Genomic DNA, 23,243 nt, shown 5'->3' with positions numbered 1-23,243 from the left:
ATTGTCTCCGGCCAAGGACCACTTCCAAGGTGTGTTCAAGCCTCTGGGGGGTAGGGGCGCCGTAAAAGCTCTCGATGACGGTGTTATCGATTGGCTTGCCTGGACGGGAAAAGTCGAGGATGGCGCCGTCCCTGTGGAGCGAGGTCACGGCTGAAGAGTTAGCTGCCCCGGTCGATACGGATCGGCGTTGGGTCCCGACGTCCCGGCAGATCCTTTCGGGAGCCTGAATCACGTCCTCGTCACGGTAGCCGAACCGGGGGAGTGGCCGTCGGCGACCGGTTCCTTGGCTGGCAATCGCTACGTATTACGTCGCATTGAAAGGCTCTTGCCGATATTTCCGATATTTGTAATACATATCATATATTACAAAGCGGAGGAAACCTTAATGTCGGATGCCAGCCTTCCCAATCAGCTGGTCGAAGCGGATTTCGACCAGGCCAGTGGCACGCCTTATGTGGCGGGTGCGCGCAAATGGACCCTCTTGACCTCGCTTCTGGTCAACAATTTCGTCCTGCTGGGGCTCTATGTCGGCGTGCTTGGCGTGTTGCTGCCCAACCAGATTGCCGCGCTTGATCCGGCGAACAAGGCGAACAATCTCGCCATCGTCTTCGCCATCACCTCGATCTTCTCGACGCTTGCGACGCCGATCGCTGGCGCATTGTCGGATCGCACGCGCAGTCGCTGGGGGCGTCGCTCGCCGTGGATCGCTGTTGGCGCGTTGGTGGGAGCCGCGGCTCTGTTCGGCGTTTCCTTCATGACCAGCCTGGTGTCGATCACGGTTATCTGGGTGATGGCCGCCGTGGCGCTGAACTCGATGCAGCCGGCGCTGACCACTGTGGTCGCCGATCGGTTTTCCGAAAGCAATCGCGGCCTTGCCGGCGGCTTTGTCGGCGCCGGCATGACGGCCGGTGTCGCGGCGGGCGCCGTGGTCGCCGGGCGCATGGCGGGCAACATGGTGACCGCCTACGGCTTCTTCGCCATCGCCATTGCCGTCACCTGCCTCGCCTTCGTGTTCGTCAACCGGGAGGCGCCATCAACTGACATGAAATCGGAGAAGTTCGATTTCGCTTCCTTCCTCAACGGCTTCTGGAGGCCGCTCAAATCGCATGACTTCGCCTGGGCCTTTGCCGGCCGCTTCGCGATCTACATGGGCTATCAGGCGGTTGCCACCTATCTGCTCTACATCCTGCAGGACTACATCAAGCTGTCCAACGAGGATGCCAACATCAGCATCGGCAACATATCATCGATCACCTTCGTCTTCGTGGTGACGGCCTCGCTGCTGGGCGGGTACCTTTCCGATAAGTGCAAGCGTCGCAAGCCCTTCGTCTTCTTCGCCAGCCTGATCATGGCGCTGGCCATGTTGGTGCCGTTGTGGATGCCGAACATGAACGGCATGTACATCTACGCAGCGCTGATCGGTATCGGCTACGGCGCCTTCATGTCGATCGACCTCGCACTGATGACGCAGGTATTGCCCAAGACCGTCCAGGGCGAAGCCGGCAAGGACCTCGGCGTGCTGACCACCGCCATCAACATCCCGCAGATCATCAGCCCGCCGATGGCCGCCGTGCTCCTTGGCATGTTCGGCCACGATTACAAGGTGCTGTTCATCGCCGCGGTGATCTTCGTCGGTCTTGGCTCCTTCTTTGTCCTGCCGATCCGCTCGGTGAAGTAAGGCCGTCACGGTCAGCCACTCCACCCGCCCTGACGCGCATCGTCGGGGCGGGCGCTCGTTTCTAAAGGGAGGTATCCATGACAACCACGCGTAAGTGCTTCGCGGTCGATCTTCATGACGACCCCGAACGCGTCGCTCTCTATCGCCACTGGCACCGCGCCAGTGGACCGCCGGCGGCAGTGACCGCCGCGATCCGCGCCGACGATATCCGCGAACTCGAGATCTATCTGATCGGGAACCGCATGTTCATGATCATGGAGCAGGGCGATCGCTTCGATCCGGCGGCCAAAGTGGAGCGAGACGCTGCCAACGAGGACGTCAAAGCCTGGGATGCGCTGATGCGGACCTTCCAGAAGACGCTGCCCTGCGGCCCGGAAGGATCGACATGGCTCGAGATGGAACGCATCTATTCGCTTGCCGAGCAGCCCTGAAAAGGCGTGCTCTCTGGAGAGCCAGAGGCACGTCGGCCGCGCCGGTTACGAGGCGCTGGATGTTCCTGGCGCCTGACGGCGATGTTTCCAGGCATCAGCGATATGGGTGCCCATTGCCGCGGAAGCCGCGACGGCGTCGTGGCGGGCGATGGCCGAGACGATGGCAACATGCGCCCGATGGGTCTCGGCGATGTCGGTGATCGTCGGGTGGCCGCTATAGCCCCGAGTGGTCAGCGCCTGCCCCTGGAGGCCTGTGACAATGGCCCTGCCGAGTCGGTCGCCCGACAGGCTCATGATGAAATTGTGGAACTCGATGTCGCCGGCGGCATAGGCCACCGGATCGTTCATCATCGCCTCAAGGCGGCCGAGCAAGCGGCCAAGTTCGCTGATCTCGAGGTCGCCGATGCGTCGCGCCGCCTTGGCGGCCATGGAGCACTCGAGCTGGGTGCGGATCTCGATCATGTTGTCGAGAAACTCGACTCCATCGTGCCGCTGGAATAGCGCGGAGAGCACTGTCGGGTCGAGCATGTTCCAGTGAAATTGATCGAGGACGATGGTCCCGCGTCCTTGCTGGCTGTTGACCAGCCCCTTCTCGGCGAGCGTCGTCGATACCTCGCGAATCACCGTGCGGCTGACCTTGTAGATGTCGCAGAGCGCGCTTTCGGTCGGAAGCGATGTTCCCGCCGGGTAGACCTCAGTGACAATGGCGTGGGTGAGGTGGTCGACCACCGCGCTGGCGAGGCGTGGGCGGCGCACGAACGCGGCCTGATCGGGTGCTGTCAGCTCACCCGCCGTCTCTTGCCGATCGATCACGTCTGCCCCTCGCTTACCGTCGCCAAATCCGCAGCCACCCTGCATTGCTCCTCATAACACGCCCATCGAATCGTCAACAACTGGACGCCTGTCGGCAGTGGCCAGCTGAAGATTGCGTGGGTCCGGCAATCTACGCGCTCTGACGTATCGGGAACTTTCGGGATTGCCGACATGAATCATAATACATATTATGTATCATGTTTACAGCGTGTGAAGTCAGCCTGCCATCCTGTTGCTGCACGCGAGAGGGAAGTTCATGAAGATCACCGGCTACCGCAGCCTGACGACGGTTTGCGACTGGAAACGCCCGATCGGCGACGTCAACGGGGTGATAGCCTCGGGCGTGACCGAAGTTCCCATCCTCATACTGGAGACCGACGTAGGGGTCGAGGGCGTGGGGCTCGGCGGTCACGCCGATATCGACCGCGTCTTTCCGGCCCTCGAAGGGAATGACCCGCGCACGGTTGCCGCGCTCTACGACCGCATGCAGGCCCATGTTTTCAAAAGTGGTCATTGCGGCAGCGTCTTTGGCGCCATAGGTGCCGCCGACATGGCTTTGTGGGACATCAAGGGCAAGCTGGCCGGTGAGCCGCTGTGGCGTTTGCTCGGCGGCGCCGACCGGTTCGTTCCCGGCTACGCCTCGGTGCTCGATGGAGGGCTCGACGACGAAGTGCTTGTGGCACTCTACCGGACCTGGGCCGAACGAGGATTTACCGCCGCCAAACTCAAGGGTGGTCGCGACGTCGAGGCCGACATCCGCCGTCTGCTGGCGGTGCGGGACGCGCTTTTGGTCAACAGCCACAAACCGGCTCTGATGTTCGATGCCAACGAATCCTGGTCACGTAAGCAGGCAGTCCGCCACGTTGCCGCCATCGAAGAACAGGTTGACCTTACCTGGATCGAGGAGCCGGTCCGACGATGGGACGTCGACGGCCATCGGGCCGTGACCGAATCCGTCCGTGCGTCCGTTGCCTCCGGCGAAAACCTGACTGGCCTGGAGCAGTTCCGGCCTTTCGTTGCCGCCGGTGCCATCGACATCCTGCAGCCCGGCAGTTGCTGGGGCATCACCCACTTCCTGCGCGTGGCCAACCTGGCTCGGGCCTTCGATCTGCCGGTCAGTCCCGTCGGCTACAACGGCAATCCCGTGTCGCACGCCGCCGCCTCGGTGAGCAACCATATTGGCCACGAGATCCAGAATCTCGAACCGCCCTTTGGCATCACGGTCGACCAGGAGATCGAGAACGGCGGCATCCGGCTCGGCGACGAACCGGGGCTCGGCATCAAAATCGACGAACCTGGTATCGGTGCCAGTCGGCGCGCCGGAGCCTGGACAGTTCCTCAAGGCCCGCACGTCAGGCCGGAGAGAGCCGGTTTGCGGCTCGTTCCTGACGGCAGGGAGTAGGGCCTGAAGCGAAATCACATCAAGGAGAGGGAAGACAATGAGACGCCATGATCTGGGGAGGACCGGGATTGAGGTTCCGGCTTTGGCGATGGGAGCTGCGTCGCTGGGCAGCATCTACCATCCGGTGTCGCAGGACGAAGCGGATGCCACCGTGGCCACGGCACTCGAATGCGACCTCAATTACTTCGATGTCGCGCCCTACTACGGCCTGACAACGGCGGAAACGGCGCTTGGCAAAGCGCTGAAGGGCTTCGCTCGCCAGAGCTACACGCTGGCGACCAAGATCGGCCGCTACGGTGACCAGGACTGGGATTTTTCCGCCGACGCAACCAAGCGGTCGATCGAGGCCAGCCTCGGGCGCCTTGGCACCGATCATATCGATGTCATCCAGTGCCACGACATCGAATACGGCGACCTTGCCCAACTCAGGAACGAAGCGTTGCCGACGCTGCGCAAGCTGAAGGAAGAGGGCGTGGTCCGCTTCATTGGTGTCACCGGTTACCGCCTCGACGTTGTCGAAAAGATAGCCGTCGAAGAGCAGGTCGATACGGTGATGGCCTATTGCACCTATACCCTGCAGGATCGGCGACTGGCGCCGGTGGCCGAGCGCCTCGCGGCGGCGGGCATTGGCGTGCTCAACGCCAGCCCGCTCGGCATGGGATTGCTGACGACGCGCGGCGCGCCCTCCTGGCATCCGGGCAACGAGCGCGTTTTCGAGCTGGTGGCCGCCGCAGCACGCCTTTGCACCTTGGCGGGAACAGATATCTCCGAACTGGCGATGCGCTTCGCGCTGACCACCGGCCACGAGCACGGCATCGCCACCACCGTGGTCGGCACCGCGAACGCCCATAATGTCCGGGAAAATGCCCGCTGGGCCGATAGCGAGCCGGACGCCACTCTGCTCAAGCAGGTGGAGGCGATCCTGGCGCCGGTGATGGATGCTGGCTGGGACGTGCTGCCCGGTAATGGCGGCAAGGCCGGCGGCTGAACGGGACGGAGCCTGCCAAGCAGCATCCGCCGCGCCGATCGGGCAGACAGGCGGATGCTTATTCATTCCGATCCGGAGCGTTCGCCCGCCGGTCTGATGCATCCATCAGGTCGACGGGTCCCCCGGCTGAAGCCGTCCCGGAGAGACATTTCATGCTTCCGATTATCGATGCCCATTTGCACCTTTGGGATATGGCAGACTTTGTGCCGCCTTGGCTTCCGGAGGCGCCCTCGCTCCTGCGAACCTTTACTTTGGATGATTGGCGCTCCGAGGCTGGCCCTTCAAATGGTGAGTGGCAGCTCGATCGCGCTATTTACGTGGAGATCGACGCTTCGCCGCAGGACAGGGCGCACGAGAACCAGCTGATCCTCGATCGCATCCGGAAGGGCGACAGTCCATTGGCGGGCGCGGTTGTCGCGGCCGACCTCTTGAGCGAAAACGTGCGCGACGAACTGGCGCCCTGGCTGGGAGACGCCGGCCTCAAGGGCGTTAGGCATGTGCTGCATACGCCTGCCAGCCCGGCGGGAGTCTGCATCAAGCCGGAGTTCGTGGCTAACATCAAGCGCCTCGGAGAGCTGGACCTCGCGTTTGACGCTTGCATGCGCCAAGGCGAACTTGGTGATCTCGCGGCGCTTGCCAAGGCAGCTCCTGAAACACGGATTGTCCTTGACCATTGTGGCAACCCCGGCCCCGCCTTTCTGAGCGAAGGGCCTGACAGCCCGAAGTTGGCAACCTGGCGCGTCGGATTCTCCCAGTTGGGCGAGTGCCCGAACGTGGCGTGCAAGCTGTCTGGTCTGGATCTCGGATCGGCCAAGGAGTCGATTCGGCGCGCCATCGATTTCTGCTTCGAGGTTTTCGGCGAGGATCGTCTGATCTGGGCGTCGAACTATCCCGTTTGCAAACTCGGAACGCCGCTTCGCCCTTGGCTTGATGCCGTCCACGGCGTGGTCGCGCAATGTGGGGAAACTGCTCTCATGAAGATTTTTGCGCTCAATGCGGCGCGCGTCTACCGGATCGCCAACTAGTTCGGCGGCAACAAGGAAAATCCCAATGTCCCATCGCATGATTCTCAACGAGACGTCCTATTTCGGCGCCGGCGCCCGTGCCGAGCTGGTCGGTGAGGCGCAGCGCCGCGGCTACAAGAAGGCGCTGGTGGTTACCGACGCGGTGCTGGTCAAGGCCGGCACGGTTGCCAAGGTGACGAGCCTGATGGACGCGGCCGGTCTGGCTTACGAGCTGTTCGACAAGGTCATGCCCAATCCGACTATCGGTGTCGTCAAGCAGGGCGTCGCCGCCTTCGCAGCCGCCAAGGCCGATTACCTCGTCGCCATCGGCGGCGGTTCGCCGCAGGATACCGCCAAGGCGATCGGCATCATCACCAACAATCCGGAATTCGCCGACGTGCGCAGCCTCGAAGGCTTCGCCCCCACCAAGAAGCCGTCGGTGCCGATTATCGCGCTGGCGACGACCGCCGGCACCGCCGCCGAGGTGACCATCAACTACGTCATTACCGACGAGGAAAAGCGCCGCAAGTTCGTTTGCATCGACCCGCATGACATTCCGCTGGTCGCCATTATCGACAGCGAGCTGATGGCCACCATGCCCAAGCCGCTCAAGGCCGCCACCGGCATGGACGCGTTGACCCACGCCATCGAGGGCTACATCACCAAGGGGGCCTGGGAGCTGACTGACGCGCTGCATATCAAGGCGATCGAGATCATCGGCCGGTCGCTGCGCGCTTCGTGCGCTGGCGATCCCAAGGGCGTGGAGGAGATGGCTCTCGGTCAGTATGTCGCCGGCATGGGCTTTTCCAACGTCGGCCTTGGTCTGGTGCACGGCATGGCCCATCCGCTCGGCGCCTTCTACAACACGCCGCACGGTGTCGCCAACGCAGTGCTGCTGCCGACGCTGATGGCCTACAATGCCGACTTCACTGGTGAGAAATATCGCGCCATCGCCGCCGCGCTTGGCGTCAAGGGTACCGAGGCCATGTCGATTGCCGAAGCCCGCAAGGCGGCTGTCGCCGCCGTCCAGAAGCTCTCCACCGATGTCGGTATTCCCGCCAAGCTGAGCGAAGTCGGCGTCAAGGCCGACGACATTCCGGCGCTCGCCAAGGCGGCGTTCGCCGACGTCTGCACCGGTGGCAACCCGCGCGATACCAACATTGCGGACATCGAGGCGCTCTACCGCTCGATCCTCTGATCCGGGCTGGTTTTCACCCTCATGCCTATCGAGGGCGTGGCCGAGGGTCACGCCCTGCCAATGAACCAGAGGAGATTTTCTATTGTCACGTTTTCACGGCGTCATCCCGCCCGTCGTCACCCTGTTTACCGCCGACGGTAAGTTCGATCGTGAAGGTCAGGGCCGTCTCATCGACCGCCTCGTCGGTAGCGGCGTCCATGGCCTGTTCTTTCTCGGCAGCGCTGGCGAAACGGCCCACATGTCAGCCGAGATGCGTCTTGAGATCGCCGAATTCTGTCTGGAGAAAGTTGCTGGTCGCCTGCTGACCCTGATTGGGATTTCCTGGCCGAGCACGACAGAGACCATTCGCTTTGGCCTTCACGCCAAGGCGCACGGAGCCGATGGCGTCGTGGCGATCAATCCCTATTATGCCGCTTTGTCCGAGGCGAATATCTACCGCTATTTCCGCGACACGGCGGAGGCGGTGGAACTGCCTCTGATGATCTACAATTTCCCCGGTGTCACCAAGCAGGACTTGTCGCCGGATCTGCTGAAGCGTCTGGCTGTTGATTGCCCTGTTATCGCCGGCCTCAAGGATACGGTCGACACGCTGAGCCATATCCGTCGCGCCATCCACGTCATCAAGGACGCCCGGCCCGACTTCCTGGTCTTCGCCGGATATGACGAATATCTCTACGGCACCCTGATCATGGGCGGCGACGGTGTCGTGCCGGCTTCGGCCAATTTCGCGCCTGAACTGACGGTGGGCATCTACGAGGCCTATCGCAAGAGTGATCACGCCACGGCGGTGGCGCTGCAGCAGCGGCTCGTCCACGTCCCCAATCTCTACGCCATCGAGAATCCGTTCTACGCGGTGGTAAAGGAAGCGATGCGCCTGACCGGCCAGGATATTTCCGTTGCGGTACTGCCACCGGCCGCCCCCATCGATCCGGCAAACAAGCCGGTCGTCGAAGCCGCGCTCCGAAGAGCAGGTCTTCTCTAAGGACCTTCCGGCGGACGACGGTACTTGCTGGCCGCACAGGTGTCGTCGTCCACTTTATTTCAATCTCCGAAATCGGCGGGAATATTCTCACTGAATACCGGCAGCACCGGCAGGGGTGATAAAGGCGCAAGCACCTCGCCGCGAACGGCGGCGACTAGGCGTTGCACCGAGAGACGCGCCAAAGCTTCCGGATTTTGATCGATCGCCACGTCCATCACCCCGGAAAGCAGCAGGCGCCGCGTATGCTCGGACAGATCATGGCCGACAAAGACGATATCCCCAGCCCGACCAGACTCGCTCAACGCTTGCCCCACCCCCCGGTTTCCGGCGCCGATGTTGTAGAGGCCCACTAGATCGGGCAACTCGGACAGAACCGCCTTCGCCTCAGCGTAAGCGCGGGTAGGGTCGTCCTGGATTTCGCGATGCACGGCAATGACGAGGTTCGGGTAGCGCTCCTGCAGCACATGGCGAAATCCCATTTCGCGCTCTTCGTGACCTCGGTAGGCAAGCGCACCAGCGAACAGAGCTACCGATCCGGCCCGCTTGCCGACGAAGCGGCCGAGCAGATGGCCAGCGAGGCGCCCCGCCGTGCGGTTGTCGATGCCGACATAGCCTGCGGTCGCCACGTTTGAGATGTCGGAGACCAGGGTGAGAACCGGCACGCCCGAGCGGGCGACGTTGCGAATGGCCTCCCGCACCGCCGGATGGTCGACGCCAATCACACCAATTCCCTGCGACTGACCGGCCAGGCCCGATAGTACCTCGGCCAACGCCTCGGGATCGAATCCCTTGATGGAGCGAACGCGCGCTTCAACGCCTTCCTTTTGGGCGGCGCGGGTGAGGCCTGCGGCCAACATCGTGATGAACATATTGGCGCCGCCCGGAAGGACGAAGTCGAGAACGAGCGGGCGCGCGGGCTCCGCGGCGGGCGGGGGCGCCGGCAGTTCTTCCACGTCGATGACCCTCGGCACCCCAGCCTCATCTTGGGAAAGGTAGCCAAGCGAGATCGCCGCCGACAGCACTTGATTCCGCGTGCGTTCCTTCACGCCGTCCCGGCCATTCAGCACGCGGTCGACCGTCGTTTTCGAGACCTTGGCCTTGGCGGCGATATCGGTCAGCGTGGCTCGTCTGTTGTCCAATTCCACCCCCGTCGGGTCCGCGCCCGGCATTCCCGAGCGAGCCCGAATGATGTCCGAAGTTCGCGCTTCGCCCACAGGTGAGCGCAAACCACAGCGACGACCGTCTCAGCCTTTAGGCTTAATGGCTTTCATCGAGATTTTTCAATTCGGCAGCTTTGACAAGGTGTTGTCACTCAAGCTCGATGATTTCTGCATAACACCAAAAAACACCATTTCGCAACACATAAGATTCCATAATTGACACCATTTTGCGTCGAATGTAGACGTCAGTTCCAGAGGGGATTTGGTCCTTTCTGGGCAATAGACGCCAAAATACATCATTCAGTCCCCGGGGTTGCGCATGGCGATCCCTCATGCAGGACTGCGCAAGGAGAGCCAGATGATCGACTTCAACGATCCCAAGCAGGTCGCCAAGGCCATTCAGTTCACCAACGTCAACCCCGACCTCACCCGCGAGGACCTGCTGAAGCATCTGGAGATCTGCCAGAAGTACGGTTTTGATGCTGCGATGATCGGCCCCTGCTGGGTGAAGCTCGCCAAGGAAGTGCTGAAAGGCACAGGCGTTCGCGTTGCCACCACCTGCAACTTCCCGATTGCCAACGACACCACCGCCATGAAGGTGGCTGTTGTGCGCGAGCTCGCCAAGGAAGGCGCCGACGAATTCGACTTCCCGCCCAACCCCGGCTTCCTGCTCGGCGGCATGGAAAAGGAATACTTCGAGGAGCTGAAGGCCGTCACCAAAGCCGCCCACGACGGCGGCATGAGGGTCAAGGCCATGCTCGAGTTCGGTTACATCACCACCGAGGAACTGAAGATCAAGGCGGCCCGCTATGCCTTTGAAGCCGGCATCGATTGGGTCAAGCAGTCGAGCGGCTGGGGCAAAGGCGGTTGCGCGGCGACCGTCGAGGATGTTCGGATTCTCAAGGCCAACATCAAGGCGCCCTGCCGCGTCAAGGTGTCCGGCAAGGTCAACACCATCGAGAAGATGAAGGCGATGTTCGAGGCCGGCGCCGAACTGGTCGGCACCAGCTCCGGCCCGGAAATCGTCGAGAGCCGCGCCGGCAACCTGGCGAACTACTGAGTTGGCGTAAGAGACACGGGAGGACAGCCATGTCTGTTGTCGTCATCGGCAGCTATGCCAAGGCGCTGGTCATCACCGCCGATCGTATCCCCGGAGAGGGCGAGACGCTGCTCGGCAGTGACTATCGTGAAACCTATGGCGGCAAAGGGTCGGACATGGCTGTGCAGGCCGCCCGTCTTGGCGCCTCTGTCGCCTATGTGGGTGTCGTCGGTGACGACACCCACGGTCGTGAGTTTACCGAGCTGATGCGATCCGAAAAGATCGATGTCAAAGGCCTTCGGGTCGATCCTGGCAAGCCGACCGGCGTCGGCATCATCATCAAGGACACGCGCGGCCATAACGCCATCGTTGTCGACATGGGTGCCAACAGTCTGTTCGGCAAGGCGGACATCGATGCGTCAGCGCTGCTTCTCAAGGGAGCCAAGGTAGCGCTGGCGCAGCTCGAAATTCCCTTGGAGACGGCGCTCTATGGTCTTGCCAAGGCCAAGGCAGCGGGCGCGACCACCATCCTCAATCCGGCGCCGGCCCGGGATCTGCGCAACGCGGACCTCTCGGCGGTCGATATCGTCACGCCGAATGAGACCGAGGCCCGCATCGTCGCGGGGTTGCCACCGGAAGCCGATGTGCCGCTCGCCGATATCGCCGCCATTCTGCTGAAGCGTGGTTGCCGGGCTGTGGTGATGACTCTCGGCGCCGCTGGCGCCCGGGTTTTCACGCGCGACGGCTCGACCACGATCGCCCCGTGCCCGGTCGACGTGGTCGATAGCAACGGTGCCGGCGATAGCTTCAACGCTGGCCTTGCCGTCGCATTGTCGGAGGGCAAGCCTTTGCCGGAAGCGGCGCGTTTTGCCAACGCTGTTGCCGGGCTTTGCTGCACGCGCTGGGAAACAGTTCCCTCCTACCACGGCCGCGCGGAGGTGAACGCCTTCCTGGCTGCTCAGTGAGCGCGATCAACACTTGAAATGGAGGTGGAGTGCCGCGCGCGCTCCGCTGGGAGAAAGACAAATGAGACCAGGACGCATTCTTCATCCGGCCCTCGCCGAGGCCATTGCCACGCTCGGCCATACTGACGTCGTGATGGTCACTGATGCCGGCTTCCCGATCCCGCCGGATGCCAACCGCATCGACCTCGGCTTCTGGGAAGGCATTCCCGACGTGCGCGATATCCTGCGGGTAATCGTTGGCGAGGCCTTCTTCGAGGAGGTGCATTTCGCAACCGAAGTGCGCGACTGCTATCCCTCACTTTACGCTGACGTGCAGAAGATCTTCACTGGTTCCGGCGCGGTCTTCAAGGGTACCACCCACGAGACACTGTGTGGCGACTTTGCCCATCGTGCCAAAGTGGTGATCCGCTCCGGCTCCTTCGCGCCGTGGGCCAACTTCGCGCTGGTCGCCAGCACCGATCCCTTCGCCTGGTTTACGGCAGAGTCCGACGTCAAACCGCTGCCCGCCTATGTGGAGCGCCGCGCCCGTATGACGGCCAAGGAGGTGCCCGCGCTCGGCTGAACCGCGACAAGGACAAGACAGCGGAGCCGGTGGAGGCCGGCTCCGACCAGAAAATGGGAGGAGATGAGCATGACCCTGGATCTCGACTTCGGTATTGCGCCGCCGATGCCGCGTGACCGTTCGATGCGCATCGGCTGCATCGGTTCCGGCTTCATCATGAACGACTGCCACCTGGAGGCTTATGCCCAGGTCGGCTTCAATCCCTACGCCATCGCCTCCCGTAATCGGACCCATGCCGAGGCGGCAGCCACGCGGCACGGCATCGGCGTCGTCTATGACCGTTGGCAGGACCTTGTCGCTGACCCTGAAGTGCAGATCCTCGACATTGCCATCCCGCCAGATCTGCAGATCGAGGTTATCCGCGCGGCTGCAAGCCAAGCCTCGCACATTCGCGGCATTCAGGCACAGAAGCCGCTCGCCATGTCACTTGATGAAGCGCGTGAGGCGGTGAAGATCGCCAATGACGCGGGCATCGCCCTGTCGGTCAACTCCAACATGCGTTACGACCAGTCGATCCGGGCGCTGAAATCGCTGCTCGATCGCGGCTGGCTAGGCGAGCCGGTGCTGGCCACCATTGAAATGCGGGCCATCCCCCACTGGCAGGATTTCCTGCACAAGTATCGCCGCGTGGAGCTCATCAACATGGGCATCCACCACATCGACGCCTTCCGCTTCCTGTTCGGCGACCCGGAAAAGATCACCTGCCTTGCCCGCCACGATCCCCGGACGAAGTTCGAGCACATCGACGGCATCACCCAGTATACCTTCCAGTATACGAACGGTCTGATGGCGACCAGCCTCGACGATGTCTGGACCGGCCCCAAGGGCGAAAGTGACGACGACATCTACATTCGTTGGCGTGTCGAGGGGACTGAAGGGCTGGCAAAAGGCAGCATCGGCTGGCCCAAATATCCGGCCCGCACCCCGTCGACCTTCGCTTTCACGACTACGCGCACACCGAAGGCCTGGATTGCACCGAGCTGGGATGCCGTCTGGTTCCCGGATGCCTTCGCTGGGCCTATGGCCCAGCTGATGCGCGCCATCGAGGAGGGCGTCGAACCCGAACTGTCGGGTCGTGACAACCTCAAAACGCTCGCCTGCGTCGAGGCCTGTTACCGGTCGATCGCCGAGGAACGGACCGTGCGCTTCGACGAATTCAGTCTCTGATCAACGACTGCGGCCCGCCCGGAGGAGGATCCGGACGGCGCTGTCAACCACGCGCGAAAGGGAGGAAACAACATGATCCCCGTTGGTATTTTCACCGGCTATTTCCCCTATGCCCTCGCTGAAACCATTGCCAAGCTCAAGGGGCATGGCTTCAGCACGGTTCAGCTCGATCTAGCCTTCAAGGACATCGATTTCGCGCCGGGAACGGTGACCAAGGACAAGTGCCACAAGGTGCGCGACGCTTTCCGCGACGCCAACCTGCCGATCGCCTGCATCTCCAGCTACACCAATATCATCCATCCCGACCTTGCCGAGCGAGGCCGCCGGGTGAGTGCGCTGAAGGAGATCATCCGCCACGCCCGCGATCTTGGCACGCCCTATGTCATCTCGGAAACAGGCACCTACAACACCGAGAGCGACTGGGTTCACGACCCGAAGAACAAGACGGAGGAAGGCTACGAGACCTGCGTCAAGGTGATCGAGGAACTCGCCCAGGAAGCCTATGATCACGGCGCCGTCTTTCTGGTCGAGAACTACGTCAACAACGTCATTGGCTCGGTGCGCGAGCTGCAACGGCTGTTCGCCGACGTGCCACATCCCGGCCTCGGCCTGCTGATGGACCCGACCAATTATTTCGACGACGCCCACATCGGCCACATCGACGAAACGCTGAACGAGATCTTCGACGCGCTCGGTCCACGCATCCGGATAGCCCACGCCAAGGACTGCAAGCGCGCCGAAAACGCCGCCGAAAAGCACGCCCATATCGACGCGTCGGAAGCACATACTTTCCGCGGCGCCGGCGCCGTCGAGCTACCAGCTCCTGGTCTTGGCTCGCTTAACTATGAACTCTATCTGAAGCGCCTCGCGGCATTGCATCCCAACATGCCCTTGATCATCGAGCATCTCGACGAGGCTGACGTGCCGCGTGCCAAGCGCTTCGTCGACGGCGTACTGCGCAAGATCGGCGCCTAAACCGAGTGATCACGCCGATCGGTCGAGCCAGCGACCGGTCGGCCTGAAATCCCCAAAAAGAGAAAGTGCCGGCCGATATGGCGACCGTCGGGAGGAGAACGACGGGCGCCAGAACGCGCCATGGTTCTCGGGAGGAGCTAGTGACCAACATGTCCGCTTTTGTGCAAACTCTGCGGGGACGGCGAGAAACAGCCGTCTTCCTGATGCTGATCCTGGTCTTTCTGGGCCTCAGTTTTGCCAGTGAATTCTTTCTTACCTCGCGCAATCTCGCCAACGTCGGTCGTCAGATCTCCGTGGTCGGCATCGTTTCGCTCGGGCAGGCTCTGGTGATCATTGCCGGCGGCATCGATCTCTCCGTTGGCTCGATCATCGGCCTCAGCGCCGTTCTGGCGGCGCTCGCTACCGCCGCCACCGGCTCTCCCCTCTTGGGGCTGATCACCGCGCTGGCAATCGGAACCGTGGTCGGCGCCGTCAACGGCCTGTTGGTTACCAGGGCGCGCATCAATCCCTTCATCACCACGCTCGGCACGCTATCGGTGGCGCGCGGCGCGGCGCTGCTCGCCACCAACGGATCGCCGGTGCGCTTCGACAACTGGGTGGCATGGCTGGGGTATGGCCGCATCGGCGGCGTTCCCGTGCAGTTCATTCTGCTGGTGTTGTTGTTCCTGGCCGTCTGGTTCTTCGCTGCCCGCACCCGCTGGGGCCGCAATATCTACGCGGTGGGCGACAACGCCCGCGCCGCTCGCCTTGCCGGCGTCGACGTCAAGGGAACCCGCGTCGCCGTGTTCGTCATCTGCGGTGCCCTGTCCGGTCTCGGCGGTCTTCTGCTCGGCGGCATGCTGACCAACGCTAACCCGAGCCTAGGGCTCGGTTACGAACTCGACGTCATCGCGGCTGTCATCCTTGGCGGAGTCGCCATGAGCGGTGGCCGTGGCTCGATCCCCGGAGTGGTAGTCGGCGCGGCGCTGATGGGGCTGCTGCGAAACGCCTTCGTGCTGCTCAACGTCTCCGGCTACTGGCAGACCATCACCATCGGTCTCGTGGTGATCCTCGCTGTCGGCGCCGACAGCTTCACCCGCCGCGGCACCGACGACTGAAACAGGCGCCACCTTGGCATCTCAATGAAATGCGAACCGGCGCTCTGAAGGGAGGAGCCCGAACGGACGCCGGTTCCAAGAGGCGGCACGCAAGCCGCCGCGGGACGTCCCGCACAACTGGAGGAATAGGAAATGACCGCTTTTCGCAAGGGAACGCTGATCGCCACGCTCGCCGGCGCAATGGCTTTGGCGACGGTGGCCTCGGCCAGCGCCGGCGACACCGATCTGCCCGCCGACGCCGTCGCTTTCGGTGCTTCGGTGAAGGCTGAGGGCGCAGCGCCCGAGCCGCTCAGGATCGCCGTTCTCAGCTATCAGGGCACCGCCTTCTGGGAGGCGGCGGACATCGGCATCGCCGCCGCGCAGGCTTATCTTAAGCCGCTCGGCACGACGGTCGACTACATTCAGCTCGGCACGTCGCTGACGCCGGAGATCATGGTGGCTGGCCTCGATGGCGCGCTCGCCAAGCAGTACCAGGGTATCGCCGCGCCGACCATTTTCGATGGTACCGTCTCCAAGGTCGACGAAGTGGTCAACGAGGGCATCCCGCTCATCGCCTTCATCGCCGACTCGGCTGAGCGTTCGAAGCGCACCGTGGGCATGGGCACGCTCGCCTACGATGCCGGCAAGTCGGCCGGCGAGTTCATGCTGAAGCAGTTGCAAGGCAAGGGCAAGATTGCCGTCATCACCGGCTATCTTGGCGCGGCCCAGCACAACGATCGCATGAACGGCGCCCTCGATCTCATCAAGAAGGAAGCGCCGGATGTCGCCATCATAGGTCCCTATGAGAACAAGGACGATGATGCCACCGCCTATACCATCACGTCGGATGCCATCACTTCCAACGCCGACCTGACCCTCGTCTACGTCACCGCCGGCGGATCGGAAGGTGCGGCCAAGGCGGTGCGCGACGCCGGCATGACCGGCAAGGTCGGCGTGGTCGCCTATGACGATCTGCCGTCCAAGCAGCAATACAAGGATGGTGGCGAAATGCTGGCCCTCGTCGATCAGTCGCCGGCCCGCCAGACCTTCGACAGCTTGGTGATGTTGCACAACATGCTGGCCTTCAAGACCGAGTATCCGACCGACGTGGTAGTGCCCTCGCGTGTCGCCCTCGGCAAGGGCGCTCGTCAGTGACGAGCTGGCCGGCGGCCCTCATAAGGTGGCCGCCGGCCCGCTTTTTCGGAGGAGGGAGAGGATGATGCAACAGATCGGCCACGACGCGGGGTCGGCACTATCGGCGGTGCTCGCCATTCACCATCTAGCCAAGGCTTTCGGCAGTGTTCAGGTGCTCGAGGACATCAACCTCGAACTCAATGGCGGCGAGATCGTTGCCTTGCTGGGGGAAAACGGCGCAGGCAAGTCAACGCTCCTCAACATCATCTCCGGCTCTTTTCCGGCCGACGCCGGCGAGATGGTCTTCGTTGGCTCCCCCTTGTCCTGGTCCGGTCCGAAGGCGGCGCTCGATGCCGGTATCGCTGTCGTCCATCAGGAACTGTCGGTGATCCGTGCCTTGACCGTCGCCGAGAACATGTTCCTGGGTGACTATTGCTGTCGGCACGGCATCGTCGACCGGAAGGAAATGCATCGGCGGGCGACCGCGCTGCTCGCCGAGATCGAAGCCTCCCATATCCACCCCGACGCGCCGATGGACAGCCTCCGGGTTGCCGATCAACAGGCCGTGGAAATCGCCAAGGCGTTGCGGTGCGACCTCAAGCTGTTGCTGCTCGACGAGCCGACCAGCTCGCTAACTCCGCACGAAGTGCGCGGTCTGTTCACACTGCTACGCCGCCTGCGCGACCGCGGCGTCGCCATCGTCTTCATCAGCCATCGCATCGAGGAAGCACTGGATCTTTGCGATCGCATCGTCGTGTTGCGCGACGGCCGGTTGATCAGCAATACGCCATCGTCCAAGACCGATCGCGGTCGTATCGTCGCCGACATGGCAGGCCGCCAAGTGCCAATCGGCGCCTCCCGTCCCGATGGCGGTACGGGCGAGGTTGTATTGAGGGCAACCGGCCTGGGCGACGGCGGTCTCGTTCGCGACGTTTCCTTTGATCTCCACCGGGGCGAAATTCTGGGCCTTTTCGGCCTCGTCGGCGCCGGTCGAACCGAAGTGCTCGAAATGATCTACGGTTTGCGACCCATCGTCGAAGGCAGCATCGAGCGTGACGGTGCGTCCTATCGGCCGAAATCCCCGCAAGCGTCGATCCGGGACGGCGTCTCGCTGCTCCCCGAGGGGCGCAAGTTCAATGGCATTCTGCCGTTCCGACCTATCAGGGAAAACGTCTCGGTCTCTGCTCTGCCAAGGCTCGGCCGTTTCGGAGTCCTTGATGTCGCCGCCGAGACCGACATGATGACAAGGGCGACGAGCGAATTCGGCATTGTCATGCGCGATGCCGAGCAGCCGATTTCGACGCTGTCGGGTGGCAACCAGCAGAAGTGCATTCTGGCTCGCTGTCTTTCAGTCGGCCCACGCATTCTCCTGCTCGACGAGCCGACGCATGGCGTCGATGTTCGCACCAAGGAGCAGGTCTATGAGATCATCCGGCGGCTGGCCGACGACGGGATGTCGATCATCGTCGCATCCTCGGACATGCTCGAATTGTTCCAGATCGCCTCACGCATTCTGGTGCTGTCGAACGGCCGGGTCGGTGGTCTTCACAAAGTTGCAGAAACCACGCCGGTCGATCTGATGCGCGACGCCTTCCGGCACCTGAATTGAGCGCGGATATTCTGATAAAGGATGAGTGAGGAGCACAGGCTATTCGCTGAAGTTGTTAGATCCCGATTCTTGACCTTCCGCCAAAGGCTGTCGCAACCATCTCCTATGTGACACTACGAAAAAGCCCGATACGCCCCTCTGCGCCCAGTAAATCTTTCACCGCGTGTACGAGATCGATACGTCGCAAGTTAAGATGAAATCCTGCCCCCGCAACCAAAACAAACGAAAAGCCCCAGCCAACTCAATGAGTTGCTGGGGTTTTGTTTATTTGAAAATCCAGCATCCTCAAAATCAATCACTTAACCCGCAGGTTCAAATCGCAGGGCTTGACCCTCGCAGCCAATATACGGGCTTGAAAAGCGGTCGCATCTCAAGGGCTGGCGACCGTCCTGTGCGCATATCCGGAGGGTCGAGCCTGCCGTCGTTATCCAATTTGTGAGGCAGTTGGTGGCTCTGCCGGCGCCCTCTGCCGACATGCTCCTTTGGATACCGAACCGCGTGGTGCTCGCCGATGACGAGGAAGCGCCGGAGATATGAAGCGCCGCTTCGTAATATGGCCGAGCCGATCTTTCGCGCCTGTGGAATTCTGTCTGAGCGTCAATCCAGACGGCTGCAGGTTGGCGGCGACGGAAATGCACTGAACGAATGGCAGTTCCGTGCCTTGTTTTTAATCATTTTAATTTCAAGGTGATTTATTTCTGTTAACCAGTCTTTGACTCTTTCGGGCAGCTCCGGACCGTTCATGATATTGGAACCGTTCGAAACGCACGCGTCACTTGTGGGTCGGTGCTATGAAAATTGTTGGGCCCGAGCAATCGGGCAGCCAATCCGGCGAGGCTAGCCTCGCCGAGGATTTGCGCACGCTTGTGCGTGCCTTCACTTGCCGTTGGCGGCTAGTGGCAGGCATAGCACTCCTGTGCGTTCTGGCTGGGTTTGCCTTCGTCTGGCTGGCACCCAAGGCCTATACCTCCACCGTCTCCATATTCATCGATCCGCGTGAGCGCAGCCTCGTCGACCTCGGCGTGGCGCCGACTGGTATGGGCTCGTCGTCGCAGGGAGCCGATGGCGCGCTGGTCGACAGCCAGATGGCGATTCTCACATCCCGATCGGTTCTCGGAACTCTGGTCGAACAAGAGAGGCTCGACACCGATCCCTCGTTCATAGCGGTTGCAACTGGGGTACTGGCGGACCTGCGTGGCTTGGCGGGTGCGGTTCTTTATGGACCGGACCGTACTCCCGCGGCCGACGTTCCGCCCTTTGATCGCGCCCTCACCGCCTTGCAGAAGGCCGTGGAAGTTAAGCGCGTGGACAACACCTACGTTCTCAATGTTTCCGTGACCACGAGCGCGCCGGCACGTTCCGCACTGTTGGCCAATGCATTGGCCGACATTTATGTCAACAACGGACAGACCGTTGTCGACGCAAGCGCCCGCGAGTCGGCAGCAAGTCTCGAGGCGCGTCTCGCCGAACTCGGTCGAGCCGCTGAGGAGTCTCAGCGAGCCGTTGAAGAGTATCGTCGCGAAAATGGTCTGCTCGATACCGATGGCGTTCCACTGGCCGAGCGGCAGTTAGGAGAACTGAGCAGCCAACTCGTCAGCGCGTCCGTTGCAACAGAGGCAGCCAGAGTTGCGCTTGAGACGTTGCGCAACAACGGCGCCGGGGCATCGGTGTCGGAGATAGCAAGCCAGTTGCGCGTGGAAATCGGCCAAGCACGCGCCGAGGAGAGCGTACTCTCCGATACCTACGGGCCCCGCTATCCCAAACTCCTTCGCGCGCAAAAGCAGCGAAAGGCCCTCGAAAAGGCGCTCGACGACGAACTCGCCCGCGTTTTTGCCAAGGCCGAAGCCGATTATCGCTCGGCTACCGGGCAGCAGGCCGCGCTCAAGGACATGCTGGCCAAGTCGCAGGAAAATCTCACGCGCTCAAACGCTGCTTCCGTGAAGCTCAAGGAACTCGAGCAGACCGCCAAGCAGAACCGTGAGCTCTTTGACAGCTTTACCACCAAGGCCAAGCAGGCCCGCGAGCAAATCTCGCTGCCGACAACGACGGCGCGCATCATTTCCCAGGCGCAGCCAGCGATGAACCCCAGCGCACCCAAAGCGCTGGTGGTGCTCGCCGCCAGCATCTTCCTCGGCTGCGTGGCTGGCTTTGGTACGGCCTGGCTTCTCTATTTGCTCGTCGGTCCTCCCAAACGACGGCGCCAGTCTTCCGTCTCGCCGTTGCGAAGGCGGAATCTCGCCGCCGCTGAGTAAGATCTCCGTTAGTAAGGTGTAGTCGACAAATGCGCTCATCCAATCAGAAGACGGTTCTCGTTACCGGTGGAGCTGGATTCCTGGGCAGTCATCTTTGTGATCGTCTGCTCCGGGACGGACATAAGGTCGTCAGCCTCGACAATTTTCATACCGGCAGTCGTTTGAACCATCTGCACCATGCCTCGAGGCCCGATCTCGAAGTGATCGAAGCGGATGTCGCCGATCCACTTCCCTACCTTCGGGTTGATGAGATCTATCATCTCGCCTGCCCAGCATCGCCTCCCCACTACCAGGAGAGCCCGATCCGCACGCTTAAGACCAATCTTCTCGGTGCGATCAACGTGCTGAATCTCTCGTTGCGATCGGGTGCCCGTGTATTGCTGGCCTCGACCAGCGAGGTCTATGGCGACCCGTTGGTCCATCCTCAACCCGAGGACTATTTCGGCAACGTCAACTCGTTTGGAGCGCGCGCCTGCTACGACGAGGGCAAACGGGCCGCCGAAGCACTATTCCATGCCTATGCCGCGGAGAAGGGCGCGGATATCCGCATCGCCCGCATCTTCAATACTTACGGACCGCGCATGCAGCCGGACGACGGCCGCGTCGTCTCCAATTTTGTCGTGGAAGCCCTGCGGGACCAGCCAATCACCATTTATGGCGATGGATCGCAGACCCGCTCCTTCTGCTATGTCGACGATCTTGTCGAGGGCTTTGTCCGCCTCATGGCAAGTAACGTCCGGACGCCGATCAACCTTGGCAATCCCGGCGAATTCAGCATGACCAAACTCGCTGCAATGGTCGTCGCAATGACCGGTTCGCATTCATCGGTCTCTTTTATGCCCTTACCGGCCGATGATCCGCGCCGTCGGCGACCTGATATCTCGAGGGCAGAGAGCCTGCTGGACTGGAGGCCTGCTGTTTCGCTGGAAGCAGGCCTCGGGCCAACCATCGCTTACTTCCGGGAGGTCGTCTCTGGACAGTCTCCCGGCGATCGATTCCTGCCTCTTCGGTCAGCCATTTGAATGCAGTCCCTCAGCCGTCGCTCTCTGCTTGCTGCCTGTGCCGGGCTCTCGCTCGCCGGACCGACGCTGTCCGCCGAGCGACGGGTTGCCCTCGGTGAGGTCGCCGCCCGGTCCGGGCGCTATTTCGGCTCGGCGGTGACGCGCGCCGATGTTGCTGTTGGCAGCGAGCATGTCCGTTTCTTCGCCGAGGAGTGTTCGGTCTGGGTGCCGGCTTGGGAAATGAAATGGGGTGCGCTCGTCCAGGCATTGGGGCAAGCATCCGATTATCGCGCGGCCGATGCGATCGTCGACAGTGCAAAGCGAAATGACAAGCGGCTGCGTGGTCACACTTTGATCTGGCATGAGCACTTGCCGGTAGGTGCCGAAGGTCTGTCCAGCGCCGCTGACTGGAAGCGTTTTCTCGCCCCGCACATAGCAGCCGTGGCAGGGCGCTATCGCGATGCGATCTTCGAATGGGACGTGGTCAATGAGGCAATCGAACCCTATGACAACGGTGCGGATCTCATGCGACGCACTCCCTTCTATGCCATGCTGGGCCCGGATTATGTCGCGGAGGCTTTTCGCATCGCCGCAGACGCGGCACCGGCCGCGCGCCTCTACCTCAACGACGATCATCTCTATTACGCCGAGGATTGGCAGGAACGTCGGCGCACCGGCGTGCTTCATCTTCTCGAGCGACTGATCAAGGCTGACGTTCCCATTCACGGCTTCGGCATGCAGTTTCACCTCGATACCCGCCTTCGCTTTAACGAGCAGATTTTCCGCCGCTTTCTTAAACATATTGAAGAGCTTGGTCTGACTATCGCCGTCACCGAGCTCGACGTTACCGAGGCACCTGACGCTGCTCGTCGGTCGATCGTTGCGCGCCGCCAACGAGCCGCGACCGAAGTTGCCAAAGTACTGTCCGTGGCGATCGATAGCTCGGCGCTTGCTGGCGTCGTCACTTGGGGGCTTTCGGACGCCGACAGCTGGCTGCGTGACCGTTCACCCGACATGGCCGACAACCAAGGCCTTCCTTTTGACGATGCCTATAGGCCGACGCCGATGCGCAATACGCTCGCTTCGCTTTTTGCTTCGACCAGGACGAGGCACCCGACATGACCGAATTCATCGACGATACAGCGCATGTTACGATCGACCGTCCGGCGGCCATCAAGTCATGGACCAAGCGTGCCCTAGACATCCTGGGGGCTGCCGCAAGTCTGGTACTGCTGGCGCCGCTCCTTGTCCTTGTTGCGGCTCTGATTCGGCTCGACAGCCCCGGACCAGTATTGTTTCCGCAGGATCGCTACGGTCTTGGTGGCCGGACCTTCCGCATCTACAAATTTCGCACGATGACTGCGACGGCGAGCCGTGAGGCCTTCCGCCAGGCCGCTGTTGGCGATGCCCGCATCACGCGCCTTGGCAACATCCTTCGCCTAACCAGCATTGATGAGTTGCCGCAGCTCTTCAACGTCCTCGTCGGTGACATGTCGCTGATCGGTCCCCGTCCGCATCCGCTCGCGCTTGACGAACACTATCGCCAGGTCATTCCCGGCTACATGAGCCGCTACGCCGTCCGACCCGGCATGAGCGGTCTCGCCCAAGTGACCGGTCATCGGGGCCCGACGCCGACTACCGAGTCCATGGCCGCCCGTGTCGCGCAGGATCTTCGCTATATCGATACTTGGTCCTTCGCTCTCGATCTCCTCATCGTTGTCGCGACGGTTTTGCCCTGGTGGTCGCCGTGGAGATCGGAGGTGCGCGGTGGTGCCTGAGCATGGCAGATCTCGATTCGAATTGATCG

The 23,243-nt window shown here is 61.9% G+C and carries 21 protein-coding genes and 1 pseudogene; 19 read left to right on the top strand and 3 right to left on the bottom strand.

The features are described 5' to 3' along the window. Nucleotides 1-12: 12 nt before the first annotated feature. Nucleotides 13-127: pseudogene (locus AB6N07_RS22140) on the bottom strand (IS3 family transposase); the annotation flags it as partial. Nucleotides 128-385: 258 nt separating this feature from the next. On the opposite strand from AB6N07_RS22140, the gene AB6N07_RS22135 reads away from it, so the two are divergent. Further along, nucleotides 386-1,678, top strand: a complete 1,293-nt coding sequence (locus AB6N07_RS22135; protein ID WP_134183831.1) for an MFS transporter — start codon at nt 386-388, stop codon at nt 1,676-1,678. 77 nt (nt 1,679-1,755) lie between these two features. Beyond that, the gene (locus tag AB6N07_RS22130; RefSeq protein WP_370675216.1) at nt 1,756-2,109 is read left to right on the top strand and encodes an L-rhamnose mutarotase; all 354 of its coding nucleotides are present in this window, start codon (nt 1,756-1,758) and stop codon (nt 2,107-2,109) included. Nucleotides 2,110-2,154: 45 nt separating this feature from the next. Here AB6N07_RS22130 and AB6N07_RS22125 read toward each other — a convergent pair whose 3' ends face one another. After that, entirely contained in the window at nt 2,155-2,922 is a 768-nt protein-coding gene (locus tag AB6N07_RS22125) for a FadR/GntR family transcriptional regulator (RefSeq protein WP_370675215.1), read from the bottom strand. Nucleotides 2,923-3,178: 256 nt separating this feature from the next. Here AB6N07_RS22125 and AB6N07_RS22120 point away from each other — a divergent pair, with 256 nt between their 5' ends. The 5 genes from AB6N07_RS22120 to AB6N07_RS22100 all read left to right on the top strand — a co-directional run bounded on the left by AB6N07_RS22120 (nt 3,179) and on the right by AB6N07_RS22100 (nt 8,496). Then, complete coding sequence (locus tag AB6N07_RS22120; protein WP_370675214.1) at nt 3,179-4,324, top strand: mandelate racemase/muconate lactonizing enzyme family protein; 1,146 nt, start codon at nt 3,179-3,181, stop codon at nt 4,322-4,324. 37 nt (nt 4,325-4,361) lie between these two features. Beyond that, nucleotides 4,362-5,312, top strand: coding sequence for an aldo/keto reductase (locus tag AB6N07_RS22115; RefSeq protein ID WP_370675213.1), 951 nt, complete (start codon nt 4,362-4,364; stop codon nt 5,310-5,312). Nucleotides 5,313-5,464: 152 nt separating this feature from the next. Then, nucleotides 5,465-6,337, top strand: a complete 873-nt coding sequence (locus tag AB6N07_RS22110) for an amidohydrolase (RefSeq protein ID WP_370675212.1) — start codon at nt 5,465-5,467, stop codon at nt 6,335-6,337. A 25-nt stretch (nt 6,338-6,362) separates the two neighbouring features. Continuing rightward, nucleotides 6,363-7,514: a lactaldehyde reductase gene (gene fucO / locus AB6N07_RS22105; protein ID WP_370674318.1), complete on the top strand. Its 1,152-nt coding sequence runs from the start codon at nt 6,363-6,365 to the stop codon at nt 7,512-7,514. Between the two features lie 82 nt (nt 7,515-7,596). Further along, the gene (locus AB6N07_RS22100) at nt 7,597-8,496 is read left to right on the top strand and encodes a dihydrodipicolinate synthase family protein (protein ID WP_370675211.1); all 900 of its coding nucleotides are present in this window, start codon (nt 7,597-7,599) and stop codon (nt 8,494-8,496) included. Nucleotides 8,497-8,555: 59 nt separating this feature from the next. On the opposite strand, the gene AB6N07_RS22095 is transcribed toward AB6N07_RS22100, so the two are convergent. Further along, nucleotides 8,556-9,635 carry a LacI family DNA-binding transcriptional regulator gene (locus AB6N07_RS22095; protein ID WP_370675210.1) on the bottom strand — a complete coding sequence of 360 codons (1,080 nt, stop codon included), beginning with the start codon at nt 9,633-9,635 and terminating at the stop codon, nt 8,556-8,558. A 340-nt stretch (nt 9,636-9,975) separates the two neighbouring features. Between AB6N07_RS22095 and deoC the strand changes: the two genes are divergently transcribed. From deoC to AB6N07_RS22035, 12 genes are all read left to right on the top strand, one after another. Then, the gene (gene deoC, locus AB6N07_RS22090) at nt 9,976-10,716 is read left to right on the top strand and encodes a deoxyribose-phosphate aldolase (protein ID WP_370675209.1); all 741 of its coding nucleotides are present in this window, start codon (nt 9,976-9,978) and stop codon (nt 10,714-10,716) included. Between the two features lie 29 nt (nt 10,717-10,745). Further along, nucleotides 10,746-11,660 (top strand): ribokinase, encoded by a 915-nt coding sequence (locus AB6N07_RS22085; protein WP_370675208.1) that lies wholly within the window; start codon nt 10,746-10,748, stop codon nt 11,658-11,660. A 61-nt stretch (nt 11,661-11,721) separates the two neighbouring features. Continuing rightward, the gene (locus tag AB6N07_RS22080) at nt 11,722-12,222 is read left to right on the top strand and encodes an RbsD/FucU domain-containing protein (RefSeq protein WP_134183849.1); all 501 of its coding nucleotides are present in this window, start codon (nt 11,722-11,724) and stop codon (nt 12,220-12,222) included. 69 nt (nt 12,223-12,291) lie between these two features. Beyond that, nucleotides 12,292-13,389, top strand: coding sequence for a Gfo/Idh/MocA family protein (locus tag AB6N07_RS22075; RefSeq protein WP_370675207.1), 1,098 nt, complete (start codon nt 12,292-12,294; stop codon nt 13,387-13,389). Between the two features lie 72 nt (nt 13,390-13,461). Further along, nucleotides 13,462-14,364, top strand: coding sequence for a sugar phosphate isomerase/epimerase family protein (locus AB6N07_RS22070; protein WP_370675206.1), 903 nt, complete (start codon nt 13,462-13,464; stop codon nt 14,362-14,364). 149 nt (nt 14,365-14,513) lie between these two features. Then, nucleotides 14,514-15,461 (top strand): ABC transporter permease, encoded by a 948-nt coding sequence (locus AB6N07_RS22065; RefSeq protein ID WP_370678299.1) that lies wholly within the window; start codon nt 14,514-14,516, stop codon nt 15,459-15,461. A 132-nt stretch (nt 15,462-15,593) separates the two neighbouring features. Next, entirely contained in the window at nt 15,594-16,595 is a 1,002-nt protein-coding gene (locus AB6N07_RS22060; protein WP_370675205.1) for a sugar ABC transporter substrate-binding protein, read from the top strand. 61 nt (nt 16,596-16,656) lie between these two features. Beyond that, nucleotides 16,657-18,183 (top strand): sugar ABC transporter ATP-binding protein, encoded by a 1,527-nt coding sequence (locus AB6N07_RS22055; RefSeq protein WP_370675204.1) that lies wholly within the window; start codon nt 16,657-16,659, stop codon nt 18,181-18,183. A gap of 791 nt (nt 18,184-18,974) precedes the next feature. Further along, on the top strand, nt 18,975-20,435 hold the full coding sequence (locus AB6N07_RS22050; protein ID WP_370675203.1) for a GumC family protein: 1,461 nt from the start codon (nt 18,975-18,977) through the stop codon (nt 20,433-20,435). A gap of 29 nt (nt 20,436-20,464) precedes the next feature. Beyond that, nucleotides 20,465-21,457 carry a UDP-glucuronic acid decarboxylase family protein gene (locus AB6N07_RS22045; protein WP_370675202.1) on the top strand — a complete coding sequence of 331 codons (993 nt, stop codon included), beginning with the start codon at nt 20,465-20,467 and terminating at the stop codon, nt 21,455-21,457. After that, nucleotides 21,458-22,558, top strand: coding sequence for an endo-1,4-beta-xylanase (locus tag AB6N07_RS22040; RefSeq protein ID WP_370675201.1), 1,101 nt, complete (start codon nt 21,458-21,460; stop codon nt 22,556-22,558). Continuing rightward, the gene (locus AB6N07_RS22035; RefSeq protein WP_370675200.1) at nt 22,555-23,214 is read left to right on the top strand and encodes a sugar transferase; all 660 of its coding nucleotides are present in this window, start codon (nt 22,555-22,557) and stop codon (nt 23,212-23,214) included. The genes AB6N07_RS22040 and AB6N07_RS22035 overlap by 4 nt, the downstream gene beginning before the upstream one ends. Nucleotides 23,215-23,243: the final 29 nt, after the last annotated feature.

Source organism: Pleomorphomonas sp. PLEO, from assembly GCF_041320595.1.
In the GTDB taxonomy this organism is placed as follows: Bacteria; Pseudomonadota; Alphaproteobacteria; order Rhizobiales; family Pleomorphomonadaceae; genus Pleomorphomonas.
This window is presented reverse-complemented; position numbering and strand designations above follow the sequence as displayed.